General features: G+C 40.2%; 23 protein-coding genes and 1 tRNA gene. 21 read left to right on the top strand and 3 right to left on the bottom strand.

The annotated features are described in order from the left end of the window. Positions 1 to 2 precede the first annotated feature (2 nt). The 14 genes from sdhB (at position 3) to CH76_RS06825 (ending at position 11,312) form a co-directional block, all read left to right on the top strand. Positions 3 to 782, top strand: a complete 780-nt coding sequence (gene sdhB / locus CH76_RS06890) for a succinate dehydrogenase iron-sulfur subunit (protein WP_036144584.1) — start codon at positions 3 to 5, stop codon at positions 780 to 782. An 87-nt stretch (positions 783 to 869) separates the two neighbouring features. Then, positions 870 to 1,319 carry a thioesterase family protein gene (locus CH76_RS06885; protein WP_036144583.1) on the top strand — a complete coding sequence of 150 codons (450 nt, stop codon included), beginning with the start codon at positions 870 to 872 and terminating at the stop codon, positions 1,317 to 1,319. Between the two features lie 62 nt (positions 1,320 to 1,381). Then, positions 1,382 to 2,182, top strand: coding sequence for a glutamate racemase (gene racE / locus CH76_RS06880; protein WP_036144582.1), 801 nt, complete (start codon positions 1,382 to 1,384; stop codon positions 2,180 to 2,182). Positions 2,183 to 2,256: 74 nt separating this feature from the next. After that, on the top strand, positions 2,257 to 3,012 hold the full coding sequence (gene rph, locus CH76_RS06875; protein WP_036144580.1) for a ribonuclease PH: 756 nt from the start codon (positions 2,257 to 2,259) through the stop codon (positions 3,010 to 3,012). Next, positions 3,012 to 3,593, top strand: a complete 582-nt coding sequence (locus CH76_RS06870; protein ID WP_036144579.1) for an XTP/dITP diphosphatase — start codon at positions 3,012 to 3,014, stop codon at positions 3,591 to 3,593. The genes rph and CH76_RS06870 overlap by 1 nt, the downstream gene beginning before the upstream one ends. Continuing rightward, positions 3,593 to 4,060, top strand: a complete 468-nt coding sequence (locus CH76_RS06865; RefSeq protein ID WP_051910264.1) for a YfcE family phosphodiesterase — start codon at positions 3,593 to 3,595, stop codon at positions 4,058 to 4,060. The genes CH76_RS06870 and CH76_RS06865 overlap by 1 nt, the downstream gene beginning before the upstream one ends. A gap of 5 nt (positions 4,061 to 4,065) precedes the next feature. Further along, the gene (locus CH76_RS06860; protein ID WP_036144577.1) at positions 4,066 to 4,680 is read left to right on the top strand and encodes a DUF5052 family protein; all 615 of its coding nucleotides are present in this window, start codon (positions 4,066 to 4,068) and stop codon (positions 4,678 to 4,680) included. 68 nt (positions 4,681 to 4,748) lie between these two features. Next, positions 4,749 to 4,822: transfer RNA gene (locus CH76_RS06855), tRNA-Arg, on the top strand. A gap of 65 nt (positions 4,823 to 4,887) precedes the next feature. Next, positions 4,888 to 5,826, top strand: a complete 939-nt coding sequence (locus CH76_RS06850; protein ID WP_036144575.1) for an arsenic resistance protein — start codon at positions 4,888 to 4,890, stop codon at positions 5,824 to 5,826. After that, on the top strand, positions 5,823 to 6,251 hold the full coding sequence (locus CH76_RS06845) for a hypothetical protein (protein WP_036144573.1): 429 nt from the start codon (positions 5,823 to 5,825) through the stop codon (positions 6,249 to 6,251). Before CH76_RS06850 ends, CH76_RS06845 begins: the two co-directional genes overlap by 4 nt. 75 nt (positions 6,252 to 6,326) lie before the next feature. Next, a complete protein-coding gene (locus CH76_RS06840) occupies positions 6,327 to 7,400 on the top strand; it encodes a hypothetical protein (protein ID WP_036144571.1) in 1,074 nt (357 codons plus the stop codon). A 163-nt stretch (positions 7,401 to 7,563) separates the two neighbouring features. Beyond that, complete coding sequence (locus CH76_RS06835) at positions 7,564 to 8,343, top strand: ABC transporter ATP-binding protein (RefSeq protein ID WP_036144569.1); 780 nt, start codon at positions 7,564 to 7,566, stop codon at positions 8,341 to 8,343. A gap of 16 nt (positions 8,344 to 8,359) precedes the next feature. After that, on the top strand, positions 8,360 to 9,322 hold the full coding sequence (locus CH76_RS06830) for an ABC transporter substrate-binding protein (RefSeq protein WP_036144567.1): 963 nt from the start codon (positions 8,360 to 8,362) through the stop codon (positions 9,320 to 9,322). Positions 9,323 to 9,326: 4 nt separating this feature from the next. Beyond that, positions 9,327 to 11,312 (top strand): iron ABC transporter permease, encoded by a 1,986-nt coding sequence (locus CH76_RS06825; protein ID WP_036144564.1) that lies wholly within the window; start codon positions 9,327 to 9,329, stop codon positions 11,310 to 11,312. 11 nt (positions 11,313 to 11,323) lie between these two features. Here the strand turns inward: CH76_RS06825 and CH76_RS13470 are convergent, their stop codons facing one another. Together CH76_RS13470 and CH76_RS06815 are read right to left on the bottom strand one after the other, a co-directional pair. Next, the gene (locus CH76_RS13470) at positions 11,324 to 12,142 is read right to left on the bottom strand and encodes an AraC family transcriptional regulator (RefSeq protein WP_051910262.1); all 819 of its coding nucleotides are present in this window, start codon (positions 12,140 to 12,142) and stop codon (positions 11,324 to 11,326) included. 59 nt (positions 12,143 to 12,201) lie between these two features. Further along, positions 12,202 to 13,515 carry a multicopper oxidase family protein gene (locus tag CH76_RS06815; protein WP_152553304.1) on the bottom strand — a complete coding sequence of 438 codons (1,314 nt, stop codon included), beginning with the start codon at positions 13,513 to 13,515 and terminating at the stop codon, positions 12,202 to 12,204. A gap of 171 nt (positions 13,516 to 13,686) precedes the next feature. On the opposite strand from CH76_RS06815, the gene CH76_RS06810 reads away from it, so the two are divergent. From CH76_RS06810 to CH76_RS06780, 7 genes are all read left to right on the top strand, one after another. After that, on the top strand, positions 13,687 to 14,349 hold the full coding sequence (locus CH76_RS06810) for a precorrin-3B methylase (RefSeq protein ID WP_036144562.1): 663 nt from the start codon (positions 13,687 to 13,689) through the stop codon (positions 14,347 to 14,349). A gap of 67 nt (positions 14,350 to 14,416) precedes the next feature. Beyond that, positions 14,417 to 14,656 (top strand): hypothetical protein, encoded by a 240-nt coding sequence (locus CH76_RS06805; RefSeq protein WP_036144560.1) that lies wholly within the window; start codon positions 14,417 to 14,419, stop codon positions 14,654 to 14,656. Beyond that, positions 14,643 to 15,278 (top strand): O-methyltransferase, encoded by a 636-nt coding sequence (locus CH76_RS06800; protein ID WP_036144558.1) that lies wholly within the window; start codon positions 14,643 to 14,645, stop codon positions 15,276 to 15,278. The genes CH76_RS06805 and CH76_RS06800 overlap by 14 nt, the downstream gene beginning before the upstream one ends. A gap of 102 nt (positions 15,279 to 15,380) precedes the next feature. Beyond that, a complete protein-coding gene (locus tag CH76_RS06795; protein WP_036144556.1) occupies positions 15,381 to 17,822 on the top strand; it encodes a LuxR C-terminal-related transcriptional regulator in 2,442 nt (813 codons plus the stop codon). Between the two features lie 161 nt (positions 17,823 to 17,983). Continuing rightward, entirely contained in the window at positions 17,984 to 19,801 is a 1,818-nt protein-coding gene (locus tag CH76_RS06790) for an acyltransferase family protein (protein WP_036144555.1), read from the top strand. Between the two features lie 73 nt (positions 19,802 to 19,874). Beyond that, complete coding sequence (locus CH76_RS06785) at positions 19,875 to 20,798, top strand: ABC transporter ATP-binding protein (RefSeq protein ID WP_036144553.1); 924 nt, start codon at positions 19,875 to 19,877, stop codon at positions 20,796 to 20,798. Then, entirely contained in the window at positions 20,795 to 22,294 is a 1,500-nt protein-coding gene (locus tag CH76_RS06780) for an ABC transporter permease/substrate-binding protein (protein ID WP_036144550.1), read from the top strand. The genes CH76_RS06785 and CH76_RS06780 overlap by 4 nt, the downstream gene beginning before the upstream one ends. Positions 22,295 to 22,325: 31 nt before the next feature. Here CH76_RS06780 and CH76_RS06775 read toward each other — a convergent pair whose 3' ends face one another. Next, positions 22,326 to 23,771, bottom strand: coding sequence for an APC family permease (locus tag CH76_RS06775; RefSeq protein WP_036144548.1), 1,446 nt, complete (start codon positions 23,769 to 23,771; stop codon positions 22,326 to 22,328). Between the last annotated feature and the right edge of the window lie 95 nt (positions 23,772 to 23,866).

Genomic DNA, 23,866 nt, shown 5'->3' with positions numbered 1-23,866 from the left:
TCATGCCAACAACAGCAAACACTGGTCGCATGGTTAAAATTGAGATTCTCCGTCAAGATACTGAAGGCGGCGCTACACGCACCGAGAAATTTAGTATCCCTTACCGTCATGGTATGAACGTAATTTCTGCTTTAATGGAAATTCAAAAAAACCCAGTAACTGAAGATGGCAAGAAAACAACGCCAGTTGCTTGGGATATGAACTGTTTAGAGGAAGTTTGTGGTGCATGTTCGATGGTGATCAATGGTCGCCCACGTCAATCATGTTCAGCACTTATTGACCAATTAACAGAGCCAATTCGTTTAGAGCCAATGAAAACTTTCCCAGTAGTACGTGACTTACAGGTTGACCGTAGCCGTATGTTTAATGCACTGAAAAAAGTTAAAGCATGGGTACCAATCGATGGCACATACGATTTAGGCGAAGGTCCACGTATGCCAGAGCGCAAACGTCAATGGGCTTACGAATTATCTAAATGTATGACTTGTGGTGTATGTATGGAAGCTTGCCCGAACGTTTCGGAAAAAGCATCATTCATCGGCCCAGCACCATTATCACAAGTACGTCTATTCAATACACACCCAACAGGTGCTATGAATAAAGACGAACGTCTTGCTCAAATTATGGGCGACGGTGGCTTAGCTAACTGTGGTAACTCACAAAACTGTGTTGAAGCTTGTCCAAAAGGGATTCCACTTACAACTTCAATCGCTTCACTTAACCGTGCAGCAACAGTCCAAATGTTCAAGAACTTCTTCGGTTCTGACCATATGGTTGACTAATAAAACTAGCATTAGCGAGAAATTTCTCGCTAATGCTTTTTTATTTGTTTATAATGAATATATATTCATTTTGAAGGGGTGGGAATGATGAGAGTAAATTATATTGAAGATTTAACAAAGTGGGCTGAGACGTTTACCTTTTATAGTGAGGTGCGTGTGCGTTTTTCGGAGACCGATTTATTTGGTCATATGAATAATACTGTGCCATTTGCTTATTTTGAGCAGGCACGTATTGATTTATTTGAGCACTATGGTATTTTAATGCCTGACCTAAGTAAAAAAGAAGCTGAGCGTGTACCAATTGTGGCAGATTTACAATGTGATTTTTTGCGTCAGGTATTTTTTAATGAAAAATTAAAAATCTATGTAAAACTTGCGCATATTGGTAATTCGTCAGTGGACATTCATTATATGGCAAAAAATGAAGCAGGGCATATTTGTTTTGTAGGGCGCGGTAATATCGTGCAAATTACGTATGCTACTGGTAAGAGCGCAGCATTTACTGAAGCAGAGCGAGAAGCAATGAAAAAGATTTGACGGCTTTCTGAAAGTAGCATAAAATTTAGGATAGTAATTTTATGCGATAGGCGGTAAAAAATATGGAAGCCCCAATAGGCGTTATTGATTCAGGAGTTGGTGGTTTAACAGTAGCAAAGGAAATTATGCGACTGTTGCCAAATGAAAAGATTTATTATATTGGTGATACGGCGAGATGTCCGTATGGCCCACGACCACGTCATGAAGTGCGTAACTTCACATGGCAAATGGCAAAGGCGCTTGAGCGCAAGGGTATTAAGCTCTTAGTGATTGCCTGTAATACAGCTACAGCAGTTGCCCTACATAGCTTACAGAAGTATTTTTCTGTACCAGTTATTGGAGTAGTTAACCCAGGTGCACGCGCAGCGATTAAAAATACGAAGCGCCACGAGGTTGCAGTACTTGCGACAAGAGGTACAGTAGAGAGTGGTGCGTATGAGGAGGCCATTGCTTCACTTAGCTCATCTACACATGTCGTACCACTAGCTTGCCCGACCTTTGTTCCTTTAGTGGAAAGTGGCGAATATAAAAGTAGTGTAGCTAGAGGGATTGTGCACGAGGGTTTAAAGCCGCTACGTGACGAATCCTTTGATACGGTTATTTTAGGTTGTACACATTACCCTATCCTGCAACACTACATTGAAGAAGTTGTAGGCGAACATGTGACTGTACTATCATCAGCTGAAGAAACAGCAAAAGATGTACAAGAAATTTTAGCACAGCGCGGCGAGCTTGCGATAGGCACACCGCAACACAAATTTTTTGCGACAGGTTCTGTACCAATTTTTAAAGATATTGCAGAGGATTGGTTAAAGCTTGAACAAACAGAAGTAGCACGTATCAAATTAACCTCGAGCGATTAAGTTCGGGGTTTTTCTTATGGCAAAAATTTTGTTATGATGAAGTTGTAGAATAAGGAAAAGAGGCGTTTTATAAAATGACAAGACATGACGGACGACAAGCACAGGAGTTACGACCAACACGCGTAACAAGTGATTATTTAATGCACCCAGAAGGCTCAGTATTAATCGAAGTAGGTAATACAAAAGTAATTTGTACTGCAACGGTTGAGGAGCGTGTGCCTGGCTTTTTACGAGGACAAGGTAAAGGTTGGATTACGGCAGAGTACTCGATGCTACCACGCGCAACAGAACAACGTACAATGCGCGATGCAGCAAAGGGTAAAATTAATGGTCGTACAATGGAAATCCAACGACTGATCGGTCGTGCGCTACGTGCGATTGTAGATTTAGAGGCGTTAGGTGAGCGTACTGTATGGATTGACTGTGATGTTATCCAAGCGGATGGCGGCACGCGTACAGCATCTATTACAGGTGCTTTTATCGCCATGACACAAGCAATTGCTAAACTTCATGAAGAAAAACCATTCACGACATTCCCTGTTACTGATTTTTTAGCCGCAACAAGTGTAGGTAAGTTAGCGGATCTTGGCCCTGTGCTTGACTTAAATTACATTGAAGATTCAAGTGCAGATGTGGATATGAACGTTATTATGACAGGCTCAGGTAATTTTGTAGAGCTACAAGGTACGGGGGAAGAAGCGACTTTCACACGTGCAGAGCTAAATGAATTATTAGACCTTGCTGAAGCAGGTATCGCACAATTAATCACAATGCAAAAAGATACGTTAGGCGAGGCTGCAGCTAAGGTTGGTACGAAGGAGGAAGCATAATGAAGCAAGTAGTAATTGCAACGAAAAATCGTGGTAAAGTGAAAGATTTCGAAACATTGTTTCATCCGCTTGGCTATGAAGTTGTAACGATGTTTGATGTTGCGCCAGATATGGAGATTGAGGAAACAGGCACAACTTTCGAAGAAAATGCGATATTGAAGGCAGAAGCGTTAAGCAATGCCTTAGGTAAAATGGTAATTGCAGATGATAGTGGATTAGCTGTAGATGCTTTAGCTGGTGAGCCAGGTGTGTACTCTGCACGTTATGCTGGCGACCATGATGACGAAGCTAACATTGTTAAGCTACTCGCTAATCTTGAAGGTGTAACAGATCGCACTGCACGTTTTGTTTGTGTAATGGCAGTGGCCGCACCTAATCAATCAACCTATACAGTACGTGGTGAGTGTGTAGGAGAAATTACTACAGCTAAATTGGGCGACAATGGTTTTGGTTATGACCCTATCTTTTTTGTACCACAACTTCAAAAAACAATGGCTCAGCTAACAGCAGCACAAAAGGGCGAGATTTCGCACCGTGGTAATGCATTACGTAAGTTACAATCAACATTAGGTAGCATATAATGCAACTTGTGATTATGAGCGATACCCATGGCAATACAGAAGTAATTGAGCAAATAAAAGAGCAGTACCCTAATGCAATGTTTATTCATTGTGGTGACAGTGAACTACAGCATAATACAGAGGCGTTAACAGACGTTTATGTTGTGCGTGGCAACTGTGATATGGATTGTGAACTAGTAGATGAGCAAGTAATTGAGGTAGCAGGAACTAAAATTTTAATTGTGCATGGACATTATCATAATGTTCATCGCACACCGCTTAATTTGGTATACCGTGCTAAGGAGCTAGAAGCAACGATGGTATGCTTTGGTCATACACATATTGCAGGCGCTGAATGGATTGATGATGTGCTTGTCATTAATCCTGGTAGCATGACACAGTCGCGTAGTGAGCACCCTGAAAGCTATGCGCTCGCTACATATAATGAACAGTGGCAAGTAGCATTTATCGACGTAGATAAAGGATGAGAGGCATGAAAAAGAAAATCGCCCTATTGGCAATGTTAGTAGCTGTCACGACAGTGCTAGCATCATGTAATGCATTTAAATGGTTTATTGGTAATGTCAAAGAAGAATTAGTGGGACGCGAGTTAATTTTACAAACTTATGACGAAGAAAGCCAACTGATTGATAGTGTAACAGGCAAGAGTATAAGCATCGAAGCAGATGACAAGTTTGCGATTAAAGATGATGAGGGTGGCACAATTAGTAAGTCGGCCGTGCTTAATATTACAGTGGGTGGTAATCAAATGCTGCATGTTGGCAGTAGTATGATTGCTTATGATACAGAGCTTGAAGATATTTTTGCAGAGTATAGTAAAACTGTTGATATTGATAAGGTTAATCGCTCTGTCCCGTTTGTTAACCGTATGGTAAATGACATGAAAAACTTTACCACAGGTGCTGACAAAATTGTTTTAATCCGTTCACAGTCAGGTAAACCGCTCGCTACATTTGCTGGTAATAAAGTAAGTTATTATTCAACAGACATCGAAAAAGCAACGGGTTTAATGATTGATGGCAAGTACTTACTGATTTATCGCTGTGATTATACGATTTATGATACAAAACTATTATTAAACAGCTAATTTATATTGACTTTACCTATACTTACGTCATATAATAAGTATTGTCTTTTACGAAAGATATATACTTTGTCTCCGTAGCTCAGCTGGATAGAGCAATGCCCTTCTAAGGCATCGGTCGCAGGTTCGAATCCTGCCGGGGACGCTACTAAAGCCGTTTCACCTACTTGGTGAAACGGCTTTTTTTATGACGGTAAAGGAGATGTTGTTATGAGAGATAGAATGGAAAACAATCAAATTATTATCTACGGCGTAGTTATTTGTTTAGCTTTACTTGTTGGTAATACAGGTAAGGGCATTTTATTTGAAGAAGCTATTGAGCCTAGTATTATGATAGTTATGTATGCCATGTTTACACAGCTTCCGCTCTTGCATGGTAAAGTAGCCTTTCGTAATTACCGTTTTATGATAGCGCTACTTATAGGGAACTTTATAGTTGTGCCACTTATAGTAGTAGGGCTACTACAATTTTTTGATTTTTCGACGACTTTAGCGTTTGGTGTGTGCTTGGTATTACTAGCGCCTTGTATTGATTATGTAATTGTCTTTACTAAACTAGGTAAAGGAGATGAGCATCTTATGCTCGCTGCAACGCCATTATTAGTGGTGACGCAGTTCATAATGCTTCCGATTTACAGCTGGTTATTGTTTGGACAAGAGATAGCAGTACTGTTACAATGGCTACCATTTGCTAAAGCTTTTGTTTTATTTATTGTATTACCATTAGTGATAGCTCTTATAACACAATTATATTTACCTAAGCGAGTAGTAGCTATTACCGCATGGTTACCAGTTCCTTTGATGGCGCTAGTATTATTTACTGTCATCAGCTCACAACTTGCGCTCGTCAAGCAAGATATAGAAATACTTATACAAGTTATTCCGATATATATCGCTTTTTTATGTATCATGCCAATCTGTGCAAAACTACTTGGCTATGGAATGAAATTAGGTATAAAAGAAACACGTACATTAGCTTTTAGCATGGGGACACGCAATTCGTTAGTTGTATTACCTTTAGCCTTTGCGTTACCACCTACGATTGCTAGTAGTGTAGCTGCTGTTATCGTAATTCAAACGATGATAGAATTAGTAGGAGAAATTTTATATATTTGGCTATTACCAAAATGGATCGGGGGAGTTATATGAAACGTTTATTTGCAGTAGCCCTTCTTATATTATTAACAGGCTGTAGCAATAGTCCATTAGCAGGTGAAGCACCACCTACTTTGCAAATCACAGTAGCGAATGAAAGCTATGAGGCAAAACTCGGCACATATTGTTGGGGCAATAAGTGTGAGGATGCTGTTGAGCCCATGGAGTTAGTTAAAACGTTTATTCAGGTTGCTGCGGGTGAAAGTGTGGAGCTAACGATGAACAAACCAACACCGTCCGAGGTACAATTGACGGAGTTGACAGCAGATAATAAGACGATGCCCATAAAAATTGAACAGCAACATTTTGTAGCACCGCTAAAACCAGGAACCTACTATTATAGCTATAGTGCTTGGTGGCAAGAGGGTGACCAAACGCAAGGTGATGCTCATTATGCTTTTGCATTAGAGATAAAGTAGCAACGACAAGTTGCTACTTTTTTGTAATTGTTTACCTTTAATGGCTATGATATGGTCTATTAAAGGGGTGTTTTTATGAAAAAATACATATTCATAGTTCTTGGACTGCTACTTGTTGGCTGTGCACCTAAAGATTATACAACGGCATTAACGCAAGGTGTGACAGCAATTAATGAACAACAATACGATGAGGCACAACAACATTTTGAAGCTGCATTAGCTGTACAAGATACAGAAGAAATCCAAAATTGGCTAACGCATACCAGTATGTTACAAGAGATTGATCAAGCTTGGCAGGAAGGTAAGCTTGAAGCGGTGCGAAAAGCAGTAGCTAAATTGGATAAAGCTGCTAATGACAATATAAGCAATCATGTAACATGGTACAATGACAGGCTAAAAGAAGTTACAGATTTTGAACAAAAAATAATAAAATGGCAAGAACAAGCACAACAAATGACAGAGCAAAAAGCTTACAGCGATGCTTTAGCCTTTTACGAACAACATAATAGCAATGAGCAGTGGGACTCTCCATTTTTTGCAGAGGCAAAGGCGCAATGGTTAGCTGCACAGGAAAATATAAAAGCAACACAAACAGCGCAACTACAAGAGCAACAAAAAGCAGAAGAAGCAGCGCGTAAAGCTAAGGAAGAGCAACAACGTAAAGCTAAGGAAGAGCAAGCTACACAGGATGCTATTGCTCACTTAGACGCACAAGTAACAGGTACAGAACGCTTTGCTAAGTTACAGGAAATTATGAGTTATGATTTAGGTAAGCCAGTTGAAGAGAAAAGGTATACGATTGAGGAGCGTCGTCAGCAAGCAAGGGCGTATGCATTAGATAGTTATTTACAAGGTAGTGTGGACTTGTTGCATGAACTTGGTGACCGGAATATGTATGTTATGAGTGTTGTAAAATTTGGCGGCGCCACACTTACGAATGGTCAAGTTATTGCGGCAACGCCAACATCTGTTACGATTCAATATAATGTTAGCCAACCAGAATTTCACGGTGCATATACAGGTCAAGGCAATGTAACTTACCAACTTGAAGGTGAAACGTGGAAGGTAGCAGATGCGCAGTGGACGCCTAATACTACAGTATGTTTTCAAGAGGAGTGTCAACCTGCTGAGGAATTAAATCATAGATAAAGTGTAGTGAAAAATACGTAATGAGAGGTTGGGTTTAATGCCCACCTCTTTTTATTTTGGTCAAATGCCGAAAAACAATACGTTATTGCCGAATAAGCTATCATTGAAAATCAATCTCATTTAGCATAAGATTATGATAATGATTATCAATTGAGGTGAGTACATGATAGAGGTTGAGCATATTAAGGTAGGTTATAACGATACAATTATTATTGATGACCTGTCTGTAAGCCTACCGCGTGGAAAAATTACAACGATTATTGGCCCAAATGGTTGCGGTAAATCTACGTTATTAAAAAGTATTGCACGGATTTTAAAAGTGACAGAGGGCGCGGTTTTTATTGATGGTAAAGCTATTGCCGAAACAAAAAGTCGAGACCTTGCTAAAAAGATGGCAATTTTACCACAGACGGCAGAAGCACCAGCAGGGTTAACGGTACGTGAGCTAATTACTTATGGCCGTTTTCCCCATCAATCACGCTTTGGTAAGTTAAAGCAAGAAGATACAGAGGCAATTGATTGGGCGTTAGCCGCAACAAATTTAACAGCATTTAGTGACCGACCAATTGAAGCCTTGTCAGGTGGACAGCGCCAACGCGTATGGATTGCGATGGCACTGGCGCAGGATACAGAGATTGTTATTTTAGATGAGCCCACGACCTATCTAGATATGTCGCATCAGTTAGATGTTTTACAGTTATTAGCACGTTTAAATGAGGAGCAACATAAAACGATTGTAATGGTGCTCCATGATTTAAATCATGCTTCCCGCTTTTCGCACTATTTAATTGCGATGCGTGATGGCAAGTTAGTGACACAGGGAGCGCCAGCACAAGTAATGACGGCGCCTATTTTACAAGAGGTATTTCAAATACAGGCGATGTTAACGGCATGTCCGTTTAGCCAAAACCCAATTTGCTTGTCATATGGCAAGGCAGAATAACAAAGGAGTATAGAAAATGAAAAAATTAGTAGTAGTAATTGCAACGCTGACACTACTGTTAGCAGGCTGCATGAAAAAGGAAGACACCGCACCAAAGGAAACACCAACAGCAGATGGCATTACCGTAACAGATATATACGGAGAGCATACATTAAATGGACCAGCTAAAAAAATTGTGGCGCTAGAGTGGAGCCAAGCGGAAGAGTTATTAGCACTTGATGTACAGCCTGTAGCTATGGCAGATATTGAGGGTTTTGGTAAGTGGGTAACGATTGATAAAAAGGTAGCAGATGGCGTGATTGATGTAGGACAACGTGGCGAGCCAAATATTGAAGAAATCGCTAAGGCAAAGCCTGATTTAATTATTGGCTTAAAAACTCACGAAAAAATCAAAGGTGATTTAGAAAAAATCGCACCTGTTTTATTATTTGATCACGGCTCTGATGAGGCAACAAAAGATTTGTATCAAGATATGACAATCTCTTTAACACGTATGGGTGTTATTACAGGTAAAGAGGATGCAGCTAAGGCAGCGATTACTCATTTAGAAGATAAGATGGCGCAAGCAAAAGAAAAAATTAATGCGGCTAACTTAGCAACAAAAGATTTTGTTTTTACACAGGCTTATTCAGTAAATGAAGCACCAACTTTCCGTTTATTTACACCAAATGGTTTAGTGAGCAATGTGTTAGAAGGCATGGGCTTAACAAATAAAATTCAGGATCAAAAACCACAGCCGTGGGGCTTTGTGGAGAGTAATGTAGAGGGCCTAGCAAAGTACCAAGAGGCTATGTTACTGCACACGGTACAAAAAGATGACCCACTATTTAAAAATCTTTCAACAAATGCTGCATGGAATGGCTTACATTTTGTAAAAAATAATGAGATGTATGATTTAGGTCCAGGTGTGTGGACATTTGGTAGTGTGCTATCAATGGAAACATTAGTGGATAATGTAGTAACAACGTTAGTGAAGTGATGATATGAAGGTTAGACCCTTTATTACATTTAGCTTATATCTTTTAGTATTTGTGGTGCTTGGCTTGATTCATGTAAGCCAAGGGCAGGCATCTACAGGTTTCTTTAATTTTTGGCAAGAGGTTTGGCATGATCAACAACAAATGAACTTTTTACTATATAGTCGTTTACCACGTTTAGCGATTGGCTGTTTAGCAGGCGCAGCACTTGCGGTAGCAGGTATGCTTTTACAAACGATGACCAAAAACCCATTGGCAAGTGCGAGCACACTAGGTATTCATGCAGGAGCGTACTTTTTTGTAGTAGCTGCCACAATCTTTTTCCCTGCACTTAGTGGGCAGTTTTCCATTGCAGTTACAATGACAGGCGGGATTTGTGCGGCATTAATTGTTACCTTTTTGGTAGGTAAATCGTTTGACCCTGTACGTATTGCACTTACAGGGCTTATTGTTACCATGTTGTTTTCTTCCTTTACTAGTGCATTAAAATTATTATTTGAAAACGAAGTATCAGGGCTCTTTTTATGGGGCTCAGGTACATTACTTCAACTAGATTGGGGTGGCACACAATTTGCAGCGCCGTGGATTATCACAACACTCTTTATTGCCTTTCTAGTGGCAAAGCGTTTTGATGTATTGCTATTAGGCGAAGAAGTAGCGGTTGGGCTTGGACAAAATGTAGCCGCTAGTAAAGTTTTAGGTTGGGTGCTAGCAATTTTGCTAGCTTCTGTGACGGTAACAGTAGTGGGACCTATTGGTTTTGTGGGCATTATTGCGCCACACCTTGTACGTTTAATGGGCTTTCGTATGCACCGTACAATGATTATAGCTAACATTGTAGTAGGTGCAGGTCTATTACTTACAGCAGATATTTTAGTACGAATGATTTCTGCCACTTCTGAGTTACCTGTTGGTGCGATGACAGCGATTATTGGTGCGCCTTGGCTTGTGTATTTAGCGCTGAAAATGAGTAAACAAGCACGTGCCACAGGTGGTGTGCTTGAAGGGCGTGTACGTATTCATAAGCGTACATTATTTTATAGTGTAGCTAGTATTGTGGTTGTCTTAATTGCTGTAGTAAGTCTCTCATTTGGTGGTACGAGCTTTACAGCGCTCAAGGATTTGCCTAAGGAGCTGATGTACAATACTTTTGTGTGGGATTTCCGTGTACCACGTGTTGTCGTGAGTTTTGGCATTGGTATGTTAATGGCGGCGAGTGGGTTACTGTTGCAAACGGTGTTACGTAACCCATTAGCAGATGCCTCTGTACTTGGTGTTACATCAGGTGCAAGTGTGATGGCGATGTTATTTTTATTAGTATTTCAGCAGGCATCAGCTATTTTTGTACCACTTGGTGCATTGCTTGGCGCACTTTTAACAATGGGACTTGTGCTAGCCATTAGTGCACGAAGCGGTTTTCAGCCTATGATTTTATTATTAATGGGTGTAGCAATATCAGCAGTTGGCGCAGCGCTTATTCAAATTTTATTAGTGCGCTTTAATGTGCATGCATCGCAAGCCTTAACCTGGTTAGCAGGAAGCACGTATGGCACTAGCTGGCATCATTTATGGATTGTAGGGATAACTTTAGCGGTTGTACTCCCCATTATTATATATTTTGCGACAACTTTTGATGTGCTGTCCTTTGGTGATGAGCTTTCGACAGGTTTAGGTGTCAATACAGCGCGTATGCGGTTAGCGATGATTTTACTTGGCGTTATTTTAGCTGCTATTAGTGTATCTGTTGTCGGGGCGATTAGTTTTATTGGATTATTAGCACCGCATATTGCACGACAGCTAATTGGGCCAAAAATGTTGCGTCTCTTACCATTAACATTACTTGTAGGTGGTAGTTTGCTACTTTTAGCGGATTTAGTAGGGCGAGTGGCGCTAGCGCCGAAAGAAATTCCAGCAGGTATTATCGTGTCACTGATTGGTGCACCGTATCTGTTATATTTATTAAAGAAAACAAACGAAGTTACAGCAAAATAAAAAGCTGCGCTCTACGGAGTGCAGCTTTTATTGCGATATTGGAGTGGTGACTCCTTAGTTGCTAGCTTAAACCACTCTGAGAAGCTACTCTGGCGTTTAAAGCCGAGCTTTGTAGCAATGGCATACATTGGCTCATCAGAGCTTGTAAGCAACAGCTGCGCTCGCTTTAAGCGAAGGTCTTGTACATATTCGCCTATAGAGTAGCCAAAACGTGCCTTGAAGTCTTGCGTCATTTTACTTTTACTCATATGAGCATGTTTGGCAAGGTCAGCTAGTGCTAGGTTTTGATCAAAATGCATCGTAATAAAGTTATGCAAGCGAGTCATAGCATCACGCTCAGGGTCTTGACGTTTTGCCGCATAGTACACGAGCAATGCCATTAACTCTTGCGCCTTGCTTTTATAATAATTTTCAGCCATATCAGCGGTAGGTAAAAAGCGGATAATAACATCTAATGCCTGCTTTAATTCAATAGAGTAGTCGTCTTCAAACAACGTAAAGAGTTGTTTGGTAACAGCTGGTGATAGATTATACCAACGCTGAATATAGTCAATAAAAGTGTCATTTACCAAAAATACAATAGCTTGCTCTTGCTGTAATGTAAATGTAGAGAGCTCACAGGTAGATATACTGCCGTCACGTAAAATAAGCGCGTAGTGATTAGGCAAGTGAATGTGGTAGGGCTTAGCTAAATCAATCGTGATGTGCAAGAAGGTGAAGTTATCACCTGTAAATCGCCAAAAATGTCCTGTACCAAGTGCAGTAGGTATATGGTATTTTTCGCCGATAGGGTAAGGTACTTGCTCACTTACTTCAATAAATTTTTGCATAGTGAAAACTCCTTTACACGAGAAGTATAAAGGAGTTGAAAAAAGTTAGCAATGGAAAGCTAAATGACCTGAATTTGTCCCATCATGCCATTATCTTCATGCTCTAAAATGTGACAATGGTACATATAAATACCCTTATACATAAAACGTACAGCAATACGCACACGCTCTTCTACAGCAACAGCAATGGTATCCTTATAGCCACGTTCATTTTCTGCAGGTGGCATGCCATTACGAGTTAGTACTTTAAATTGTGTATCATGTACGTGAAAGGGATGAATCATACCGCCCATCTCGTCAGTTTTATTGTAAATTTCCCACACTTCAGTGATGCCCTGTATTTGTGTACAGTCAATGCGTGTAGCATCAAATTGCTTACCGTTAATTTGGGCCATGTCAGCCATGCCATAAAGCTCAAAAGTTTTAGTTACAGGTAATGCTAGCTCTTGTGCAGTAATGGAGCAGCTAGGTAATATTTTAGGTAAGTGATGTGTATGTTTATACTCAGCAATGGTAAAGGGGAGTAGTACTGCTTCGCTATCACAAAGTGCAATCATAGTGTCCTGACTATAATCCGAAAAATCAATAATGATTTCAGCTCGTTCAGCAGGGCTTAGTGTTAGTGAAGTAAGTGGCGTTGGCTGTGGTAAAAAGCCACCATCCGTAGCAATTTGTAAAAAGCTATCACCTGTTGACAATGTAAGCGTGTAGTTACGTGCATTTGAACCGTTGACGAGGCGTAAGCGTACAAGCTCTTGCGAAACATGCAATGTAGGGTTAACTGTCCCATTAATAAGAACCATATCGCCCTTAGTGCCGTCACTATTATAAGCAAAGTCATAATCCAACTGCCCTTCATTAAATAAACGGTCCTGTAAAATGACAGGAAAATCATTTTGCCCGTAAATAGAAGGGAGGTTGAGATTGTCTTCGATGTAAACAAGTGAAGCTAAGCCATTATATACTTGACGAGCTGTTTGATGATGTGGGTGAGGGTGTAGCCAAAGTGTAGCAGCAGGTTGTGCTACAGTAAAATTTAGTACACGCGTCTCACCAGGCTTTACAATAGCCTGCGGCCCTCCGTCAATGGTGTCGTCTACTACTAAACCATGCCAATGAAATGTTGTAGGGATAGTCATGGCATTATGAGTAAGTATGGTGACATTTTCATTAGGCTGTAAGCGTAGTGTAGGACCGAGTAATGCACCGTTATAGCCTAACGTATTCGAGACAATACCTTCATAAAATTCATGTGTGCCTTCCATAGCTGTAAGTTCATAATTACCATCGCTGTTGGCAACAAGTAAAGGCGGTACAGCCATTGCATTACTACCTGTTGAGGAATGTAGTGTATTTGTTTTATTCATATCCATAGTAAAGCCTCCTTTTACTATCTATACCCCAAAAATAGAGGTATCATTGAGGCTGATTGAGGGGCATTGAAAAGAATAGTTATCTTTTGTACGTCAATATTGTCAAAATTGCGTAAAATATAATAAAAAGTCTGTAAATACGGTAAATTTGTAGAGAATGGGGGAGTCCAATTGAAACAGCAAGCATTTGCCAAAAATAAGCCTGATGCAACATTTGCTACCTTAAATAAGGAGGGGGATTATACACGTCTTGCCGTTAACCCTGGCATTATTAATAAGCACTATACACCACAGCAATTTGCGACGATTGCTACGGTTATTGGGGAGCAAGGTGCGATTAAATATTCGGCCTCGTATGCCTTATTATTAACTGTGCCCACAGCTCGTGTCGAAGCGGCGATACAAGCGTTAGAAGCGGTGGGGTTGATGATTGTAAAGTCAGGTCCCATAGTAGCGATGCGTGCTTGCGATTTTTGTGATGGCGAGAAGATGGAAGCGGCGCTAGCTACACAGCTACTTTATGAAAGCGTTGCAGATGCAAAAGTGCCGCGACGTGTAGCGCTGAATGTGAATGGCTGTGCCTCAGCATGTTATAATCCTACATATGATGATATAGGGTTAGTATATCAACACAATAGCTTTGATATTTATTTAGGCGCGGTCCCAATGGGTAAGGATGCGCAACCAGGAGAGCTTTTTGCAAAGAAGGTACCAGTTGCACTTGTACCAAGTGTTGTACAGGCTATCCTAACGAATTATAACAAGTATGCTAGAGACAGTGAGGCATTTCATCGCTTTTATAAACGTACAAAACACGAAGATTTTTGGCGTTAAGCACAACAATTTGTTGTGCTTTTTTATTTCAAGTTGTATACTAATGTATACAAAGGAGTTGTTTTGTATGCGAGAAGAACGGCATATTAGAGGGAGAGGCGGAGCGAAAACATTTCGTCGTGGACGCGCGTTAGCCTTTTTAGAGCAATTAACAATGAAGCGTGCAACAGTTATGGCGCAATTAGAAAAGCCTGAGTTTGCCTCAATTGAAGCAATGTTAATTGGAGAGTTAAAAGCATTAGATGATATGATTGCATCATTTACACAATTATTTGAGTTGGAGGAATGCCAAGATGAACAAGATTAATGATTATATTGAAGCAACCTTTGTGAAGGAGGATGCGCAATTACAACAAGTACGTGCAAGTATAACGGCGCAACAAATGCCAGCGATTTCGGTTTCAGCAGCTTCTGGTAAGTTATTAACGCTGCTTGTAGCAATGACAGGCGCAAAAAATGTCATGGAGATTGGTGCATTAGGTGGATATAGTGGTATTTGTTTAGCTAGAGGGTTTGGTCAGCAAGGTAAGTTAACCTCGCTCGAACTAGATGCATCCTATGCTGAGGTAGCACAGCGCAATTTACAGGATGCGGGCTTTGCTGAACAAGTGACATATAAAATTGGACCAGCACTCGAAAGCCTTGCACAACTTGCAACGACTTCTGAACGCTTTGATTTTTTCTTTATTGATGCGGATAAAGAAAACTACGAAAACTATGTGGCCGCTTGTCTACAAGTAGCGCAACCAAATGCAATTATTGTCATGGATAATGTTTTAGCAGCAGGTAGTGTTGTAGATGACGACGTAGCACCAAAACGATACACAACGATAATGAAAGCCTTTAATGACTATGTAGCAACACATCCTCAGCTACAATCACTATTATTGCCTATTGGCGATGGTATGACAGTAGCCCGTATTATATAAGCGTAAAGTCCTTATCATGCATCCACAGCATCTAAACATGCTGTGGATTTTATTTTTTCTTGTATACTAAAAAGTATGAATAATTAATAGGGAGGTATAGAGATGATTTGGTTAACTACTAAAATTACAGCACCTCAAGTAACAACTAATGCAATTAAGCGTACGAGATTGTTAGATCTTATGGCGCGCCCTGCCCGTATCACTATTATTAGAGCACCTGCAGGTTACGGAAAAACAACATTAATTGGTCAATGGATAGCCAAAAGAGATGAGCCTAAAGTTTGGCTGTCACTTGATGTAGCAGATAATGACCCATTACGGTTTTGGCAGTACCTTAGCCAAGCTCTTATAGTAATTGCACCTAAACAATTTCATATGCAATTAACAGCGTTAGTAGAAGAAGCCGTAACGCCTGATATTATCGTGGATACTTTAGTTAATTTACTTATAAAATGTGAGCAACCATTGCATATTATTATTGATGATTACCATCTGACTAGTCATCCGCTTATTACACAAACGATGACACGTTTTATCGAGTACTTGCCAACGACAACTCGTGTATACCTTACTTCGCGAGAGCATGTCGCATTACCACTTGCAAAATGGCGTGTCAAAGGTTGGTTAACAGAAATCACCGTAGCGGAGTTATGTTTTACTTATAAGGAACTAGAGCACTTTTATCAAGGGCGACATCAGCCTAATTTGCAACAACTATTACATGTTACAGAGGGGTGGGCCGCAGGGGTACAACTTGCAAGCTTAACTGCGTGGGATGGTGACCAAAGCTTTATGCTCGATTACTTGCTTGAAGAAGTAATACAACAACTTACACCGTCTATGCAAACCTTTTTAATGAAAACTTCCATACTTCGTACAATTACACCTACAATTTGTGAAGCACTAACAGGAGATGCAGAGAGCTATAGTAACTTATTAGAGCTCGAACGAAAAGGAATCTTTACCACACGTTTGACGAGTAGTACGCCCGTTTTTACGTATCATTATTTATTTGTAGAGGCCTTGCAAGTTGCGCTACATAAACAAATGTCGACAAGTGAACTACGTAAGCTTTATCAAAATGCAAGCAAGTTACTATATGCACAAAACGACGTGACAGGCGCAATAGAGCTCGCATTAAAAAGTGAGCAATACGAGCAAGCTGAGCAGTGGATGCTTGAGCACCTTGTCGCATTATTTAATGCTGGGCATACAGCAACGTTTAAACGGTGGGTAGAGCAACTACGAGCTGAGAAGTATGAAGTAGATGGCGAGATTTTACTTATGTACATTATCACTCTTGTGTTATTTTACGAAATGGAAAGTGCACAACAAGCATTGTGTGAGCTAGATGAGCATTTAACGTGGCAAACTAACCCGCTATCTCAGGAGTTAGGTCAAATTGTTGAAATGGTACGTGCATTTGTATTTTTAGCGAGTGGTAAAGATTTACGACAAACAATGGTTTTTGTTAATAAGGCGTTAACTAAAGGTGCTACAAAATCGCGTTGGCGTGATATTTCCTTAGCTTATAATTTATCCGAATCCTCCCTATTACATACAAGTCTAGGTGCAAGAGGGCGGTTACTTTGGCCTGAGGAGGCGGCTCCTCTTTATCAGCTCTTTGATGACGAAGAGATGCGGGACAATAACCTAACAGGTTTTGCCTATGGTGTTGCAGCAGAGACTTTCTATCATCGCGAGCAATTGACAGAGGCACTAGCGACAACAGAGGCAGCTATTTTATATGGGCATCATTTTGCGGATGCGGGTTTATTTATTCCAATGTATTGTACAAAGGCTAAAATTTTTATGGCTAAGAAACAATTTACAGAGGCGCTTGGTTTGTTGACCTATGCAATGGGCACAACCAAAGAGCCCCATTGGCAAGATATTTTATGCACGATGCGTGCTAGTTGCTATTTACGACAAAACGATAGTAGCTTAGCTGAAGCGGCACTTCAAAGTGCGACAGGTGTGCCAAATCAAGATGCTCAATCAAGTCATAGCTTTTGGTTACTGACCTACGCAGAGTTATTATTAGCACAACATAAACCAACAGAGGCATTAGTTATTTGTTTACAGGTAAAGGAGCAGGCAATAACTGCCCATCAAATTACAATACTTATTGAGGCTTATATTATAGAAGCAATGTGCTATCATGCGCTCAATCAAGAGGAAGCAGCTAAAAATGCGTTCATTGCAGGTATTATGTCAGCGATACCGTATGGTTATAAAACCCTATTTTTACAGTGTACAGCACGTATAGCACTTATTAAATCGTATGGCCTGTCATACCACGATACGACAGTATCGGCATATAGTAAGGAAATGCTAGCAGAGTCAAATGGTAACGACTTAACACCCCGAGAGCAGTCGCTAATGCTATTGCTACAAGAGGGTGCTTCTAATAGTGAAATAGCTAAGCAACTAGGATTATCAGAGGGGACCGTTCGTGTATACTTATCAACTATCTATAGTAAATTAGGGGTTAATTCTCGTACGAAAGCTATAGCCTTAGCCCTAAAACAGCAGAAAAAATAATATGTGCGTAGCGGTGATAGACATGCTAGAATAATGAATAAGGTAAAAAATGTTAGGTTCGATTCCCCCTTCTTTATTTACAGAGGGGCTTTTGTATGTAACAACTAAAATGCAAGTTGAAACGTCAAATAAGGAACGAGTTAATAAGGAAGTGGAGAAACGTGAGAAAACCTAAGCATTATATTTATGGCTTAGACGGGCTGCGTGCACTATCAGTCATAGCAGTAATTTTTTATCATTTAAATTATCCATTTGCGGCAGGAGGATATTTAGGTGTAACGTTGTTTTTTGTATTGTCAGGTTACTTGATTACAGACTTACTGTGCCAAGAGTATGAGGCAACAGCAACGATTGATTTAAAACAGTTTTGGCTACGACGTTTTCGTAGATTACTACCAGCGTTATATACAGTATTGCTTGTAGTAGGTGTATGGATTACATTATTTCAGCGTAGCTTTTTAACAGGTCTACGTGAGGATGTCTTTGCTGCACTCGCCTATGTAAGTAACTGGTGGTATATTGCGCAAGATCAATCATACTTTACAAAATTTGAGGCGCCTTCAGTCTTGCAACATTTATGGTCATTAGCAGTGGAGGAGCAATTTTATATTGTATGGCCGTTTGTCATTTGGTTAGGGCTGAAAATTTTCAAGCAACCCATTCGTTTGCTTGTCCCAATGGCGATGATTATGCTTACTTCATTAATCGCGATGGCTGTATTATATGTGCCTGGAGAAGATCCAAGCCGCCTTTATTTTGGTACAGATACGCGCTTGTTTTCCATTGTGTTAGGCGGGATGCTAGCCGTTGTTTGGCCAAGCCGTGTCTTTGCTGAGCGAGTGGTGCAACAACGTGTACGCAATATATTAGATGCTGTTGGTACAGTAGCCTTACTAGTAGTACTTTTAGGATTTGTGTTCTTTAGTGAGGGCAGTGACTTTTTATATCGCGGAGGCATGGGGGTAATGTCATTACTAATGCTAATAGTAATTGGTGTTGTTGTAATCCCTAATAGTCGTCTTGGTAAGCTACTCAGCCTACGTCCATTACGATGGATTGGCGCACGTTCATATGGTATTTACTTATGGCATTTCCCTATTATTATTTTAATTGGTGGTGGGCTAGGTATGCCATTGCCTTGGTATAAAGTAGTGCTTGTTTTTGTACTTACCTTTATTTGTACAGTGCTATCGTGGCACTTTATCGAAACACCTGTACGCTATGGTGGTTTGTCGCGAGCTATTGCCTACTATCGTACCAATTATAAAACCCGTGTTGTGCGTACACAGGCCGTGATTATATTGTTAATACTTGGTGTATTTACGACGGGTATGATTAGTGCTAAATCGCAAAGTGTGGCTGCTGCAGAGTTACAGGCCCACTTAGAGCAAGCGGCTCTAAAACAGGCTAAGGCTCAAGAAAAGGCTGAAAAACTTGAGCGCGAGCAAGAGCAAGAGGAGACTGCACAACAAGAGGAGCAGGCCCCAGCTAGTCAATCTATAGTGACAGCTGTAGGTGATTCGGTTATGCTTGCGGCATCTGATGCTTTACAGGGTTCTTTCCCAACGACTTATGTAGACGCTGCTGTAGGTCGCCAAGTAAGTGATGCTGTCATTGTGCTAGATTGGATGGCAGAGCACGAACGCTTAGGAGATATTGTTGTTATTGCACTAGGCTCAAATGGTGCATTTCCTGATGGGGAGATTGAGCGTTTAATTACAAAGCTTGGCAATGAACGCCAAATATTTTTTGTGAACACTAATGTGCCACGTTATTGGAAAGATACCGTTAATACTACATTGCAACAGGCCCAACAAAATTACACTAATGTGCATGTTATAGACTGGGATACAGCTGCATCTCAGCAAGCCAATGTATTTTATGAAGATGGTATACATCCAAATAAAGAAGGCGCAATATACTATGCACAGGTTATTAAAAATGGTGTAGAAGCCGTGACAGGTGCAATTGAGAGTTAAGCTTAGGCTTAGCTCTTTTTTGTTTTATCGTTTACAGTAAAGGGAACGTAAATAAAAATAAGGAGGAATGTCTATGATTCGTTTAGAAAATGTAGCAAAATCCTATGAGAAAAAAGAAATCATTCATGATATTTCGATGACTATTGAAGAAGGGGAGTTTTTAGTACTAGTAGGACCTAGTGGTTGTGGCAAGACAACAACACTAAAAATGTTAAACCGTCTTATTCCCTTAACGGATGGCACGATTTATTTTAGAGATAAACGTATAAGCGATTATGATGTCCATGAGTTACGTTATAATATGGGCTATGTTTTACAGCAAATTGCCTTATTTCCACATTTAACAATTGAAGAAAATATTGCTATAGTACCAGAATTAAAAAAATGGAAGCGTCAGCAAATTCGTGAGCGTATTTCAGAGCTTATGGCATTGGTTGGCTTAAATTATGAGGAGTATCGTAAGCGTTACCCACATGAGTTATCAGGAGGGCAACAGCAACGCGTAGGTGTAATACGAGCACTAGCCGCTAATCCAGATATTTTATTAATGGATGAGCCCTTTAGTGCACTAGATCCATTAAGTCGCACTAAGCTACAAGATGAGCTCCTTCACATTCAGCGTACAATTCAAAAGACAATTGTTTTTGTTACACATGATATGGAGGAGGCACTTAAATTAGCTGACCGCATTTGTGTCATGCAAGATGGACATATTGTACAGCTAGATACGCCGCAAGCAATTATTGCGAGTCCTGCTAATGATTTTGTAAAAGCATTTGTCAATCGTACTACGTTAACCATACGTGATTTATTAGAGCCAATAGCAACGGACATGCCATTTACACTTGCGGTGACCAGTAGCCTACGTCAGTTGCTAGATGTGTTAGTAGCGCATGAGGTAATAGGTATTACAGAAGAAGGTAAGCTTATAGGCGAGGTGACACGCAGTCATGCCTATACAATGCTTGAGCAATATGCAGGAGGTGGTGTGCAATGATTGCTACATTTACCGCACGTAAAGCAGACCTCTGGCAAGCACTACTTGAACATATTGAGCTATCCTTTATTTCTTTATTAATTGCTGTAGTCATTGCCGTTCCCGTCAGTATTTATTTAACGAGGCACAAGCGTTTAGCAGAGCCCATTATTAATATGAGTGCGGTGCTACAAACCATTCCTTCACTTGCACTACTTGGTCTAATGATTCCGTTATTTGGTATTGGTACAGTACCTGCAATTATTGCGCTTGTAGTTTATGCCTTATTACCAATTATGCGAAACACTTATACTGGTATTGTAGGAGTGGATGCTTCGTTAATCGAAGCGGCTCGCGGTTTAGGAATGAATAAGCGACAGCGCTTATTTAAGGTAGAGTTACCATTAGCTATGCCTATTATTATGGCAGGGATTAGAACAGCCATGGTATTAATTATTGGGACAGCAACGCTCGCTGCCTTAATTGGTGCAGGTGGGCTAGGTGATTTAATTCTTTTGGGGATTGATCGCAACAACCCACAACTCATATTACTTGGTGCAGTACCAGCTGCTTTACTTGCGATTATTTTTGATAGTGTGCTCCGTAGTATCGAAAAGCTTAGCTATCGTAAGTCCATGCTTGCCTTTGTAGCATTGATGTTGCTAGCGGTTGGTATTGTACTTGCACCAATGGTAACTAAAACAAATGAAGAAACGATTACAATTGGCGGTAAATTAGGTGCAGAGCCAGCCATTTTAATTGAAATGTACAAGGCATTAATTGAGCAAGATACAGATTTACATGTAACACTTAAACCTGGACTTGGTAAAACGAGCTTTTTATTTAATGCTTTAAAAAATGGTGATATTGATATTTACCCAGAGTTTACAGGGACAGCTATTAATGAATTACTTAAAGAGCAAGTGACTACTAGGGAAGCCACAGGCGTATACAATCAAGCTAAGGATGGTATGGCAGAAAAATTTAATATGCGTTATTTAGCACCAATGCAATTTAATAATACGTACGCACTTGCAGTAAAACAGGAGCTAGGTATTGCAAAAATTTCAGAACTTGCCGCATTACAAAATGAAGTGCGTGCAGGCTTTACATTAGAGTTTTCAGACCGTCAAGATGGTTATTTAGGCATTCAATCCCTATATGGTATTACTTTTAAAGATATGGTAACTATGGAGCCAAAACTACGCTATACAGCACTCGAACATGGCGATATTGACGTATTGGACGCTTATGCTACAGATAGTGAACTAGAAACGTATAAACTTAAAGTATTAGAGGATGATAAAATGCTATTCCCACCATATCAAGGTGCGCCTTTATTACGACAAGAAACACTTGAACAGTACCCAGAGCTAGAGAGTATATTACAACAACTGGCTGGCAAGGTAACAGACGAAGAGATGCGTAAAATGAATTACGCTGTAAATGTTGACGATGCTAACCCACGAGATGTAGCACGTGACTTTTTACAACAACAAGGCTTATTAAAACCATAAAAAAGAGGCGCAGATTCGCGCCTCTTTTTGTTTACTCTAATTCTTTACCTAAAATATAATGCTCAGTCTCCGCTGGGGTTAAAGAGTTGTAACGCTTACGGATAATTGCATAAAATACTATACCCATCACAATCCATCCACCAAGTAACGCGTACGAAGGTGTTGATAATGAAGCAGGTGAAGCGGGTACAAGTAATAGCGCAAGGAACACAATACTAGCAAGCATCCCAATAATCGCAAATACTTTATAAATTGGTGACACACGACGTTCTGTGCCGTCTTTACGCCATGCCAATAAGCGGAATGCAGCTAAACTAGCAAAGAAGTACGCAACAGATACACCCATCGAGCTCATATCAACAATCCATGTTAATGCCTGACGACCTAACCAAGGCGTTGGTAAGGTCATTAATGTTACAAACCAAATACCCCATAATGGTGTTTTTTTACCCTTTGATAATGTACGGAAGAAGTTTGGTAATGCACGAGCACGCGCCATCGCAAATAATAGGCGGCTTGATGACATATAAAAGCCGTTTAAACCAGTGAAAATACCCATCATAATCGCAATAGCTAATACTACAACGCCTGTTGTACCTAGCAATTTATTGACGATAGTACCCGTGAGCCATAAGCTGTCCTCAGGTAAATCACCTGCAGCAAATGACCAACTTGTTACACCAATCATCACAGCATACACTAAAAATGTTGCAGCTAATGAAAAAATCATTAAGCCAGCTGCCTTTTTAGGTGAAAAGTCAAATTCTTCAGCAGCTTGCGGCACATTGTCAAAACCTACATACGCCCAAGGTGCAATGGCTAAAATTAATATAATTGATACCCAAATGGACTGGCTTTCCTTAAATAATGGGGCCATATTTTCAAGTGGTGTAGAAGCAAATTGGAAAGTAAAACCACCTAATGCAAATACACCAACTAATAATGCCATACTAAAGTAAAATTGTAGCTTACCTGATAGCTCTGTACCAAGCGTATTTAGCACAGCAAACAATAAAATAAGAGCACTAGATACGAGCACCTCTGGTAAAAATACATCCCAGCCCGCTACAGTATATAAATAGCCTTGTTGCATAATATCTGGCAACAAAAATTTGAGTAGTAATGAAAAGGCCGAAGCATTTAAAGCTACAATAGAAATATAACCGAGCGATAAAAACCAGCCTGCAATAAATGCCCAAACTTTACCACCTGCAATATATGCGTATGTAAAGCCGCCACCTGAAACAGGGTGCTTTTCGATCAAAATCCCGTAGTTAGCTGCAATGATCATCATAATAACGGCACCAATAAGTAAACCAATCATTGCGCCCATAGGCCCTGCTGTTTTAATCCAGTCGCCAGGTAAAATAAATGCACCCCAGCCAATAGAAGAACCTAACGCTATCGCAAAAACGCTTGAAGTTGATAAGGAGGGTTTAAGTTGCCTCCTCTTTTGCTCGTCTGAATGTTGTGTCATACCATCACTTCTTTCTTTATTTTTCGATAGTATTGTTTTACCGTTTTTGACACGATTTAAACATAAACGATAAAAAGCTCACGAGACAATGTCCG

The organism is Lysinibacillus sp. BF-4 (genome assembly GCF_000743635.1).
In the GTDB taxonomy this organism is placed as follows: Bacteria; Bacillota; Bacilli; order Bacillales_A; family Planococcaceae; genus Metalysinibacillus; species Metalysinibacillus saudimassiliensis.
This window is presented reverse-complemented; position numbering and strand designations above follow the sequence as displayed.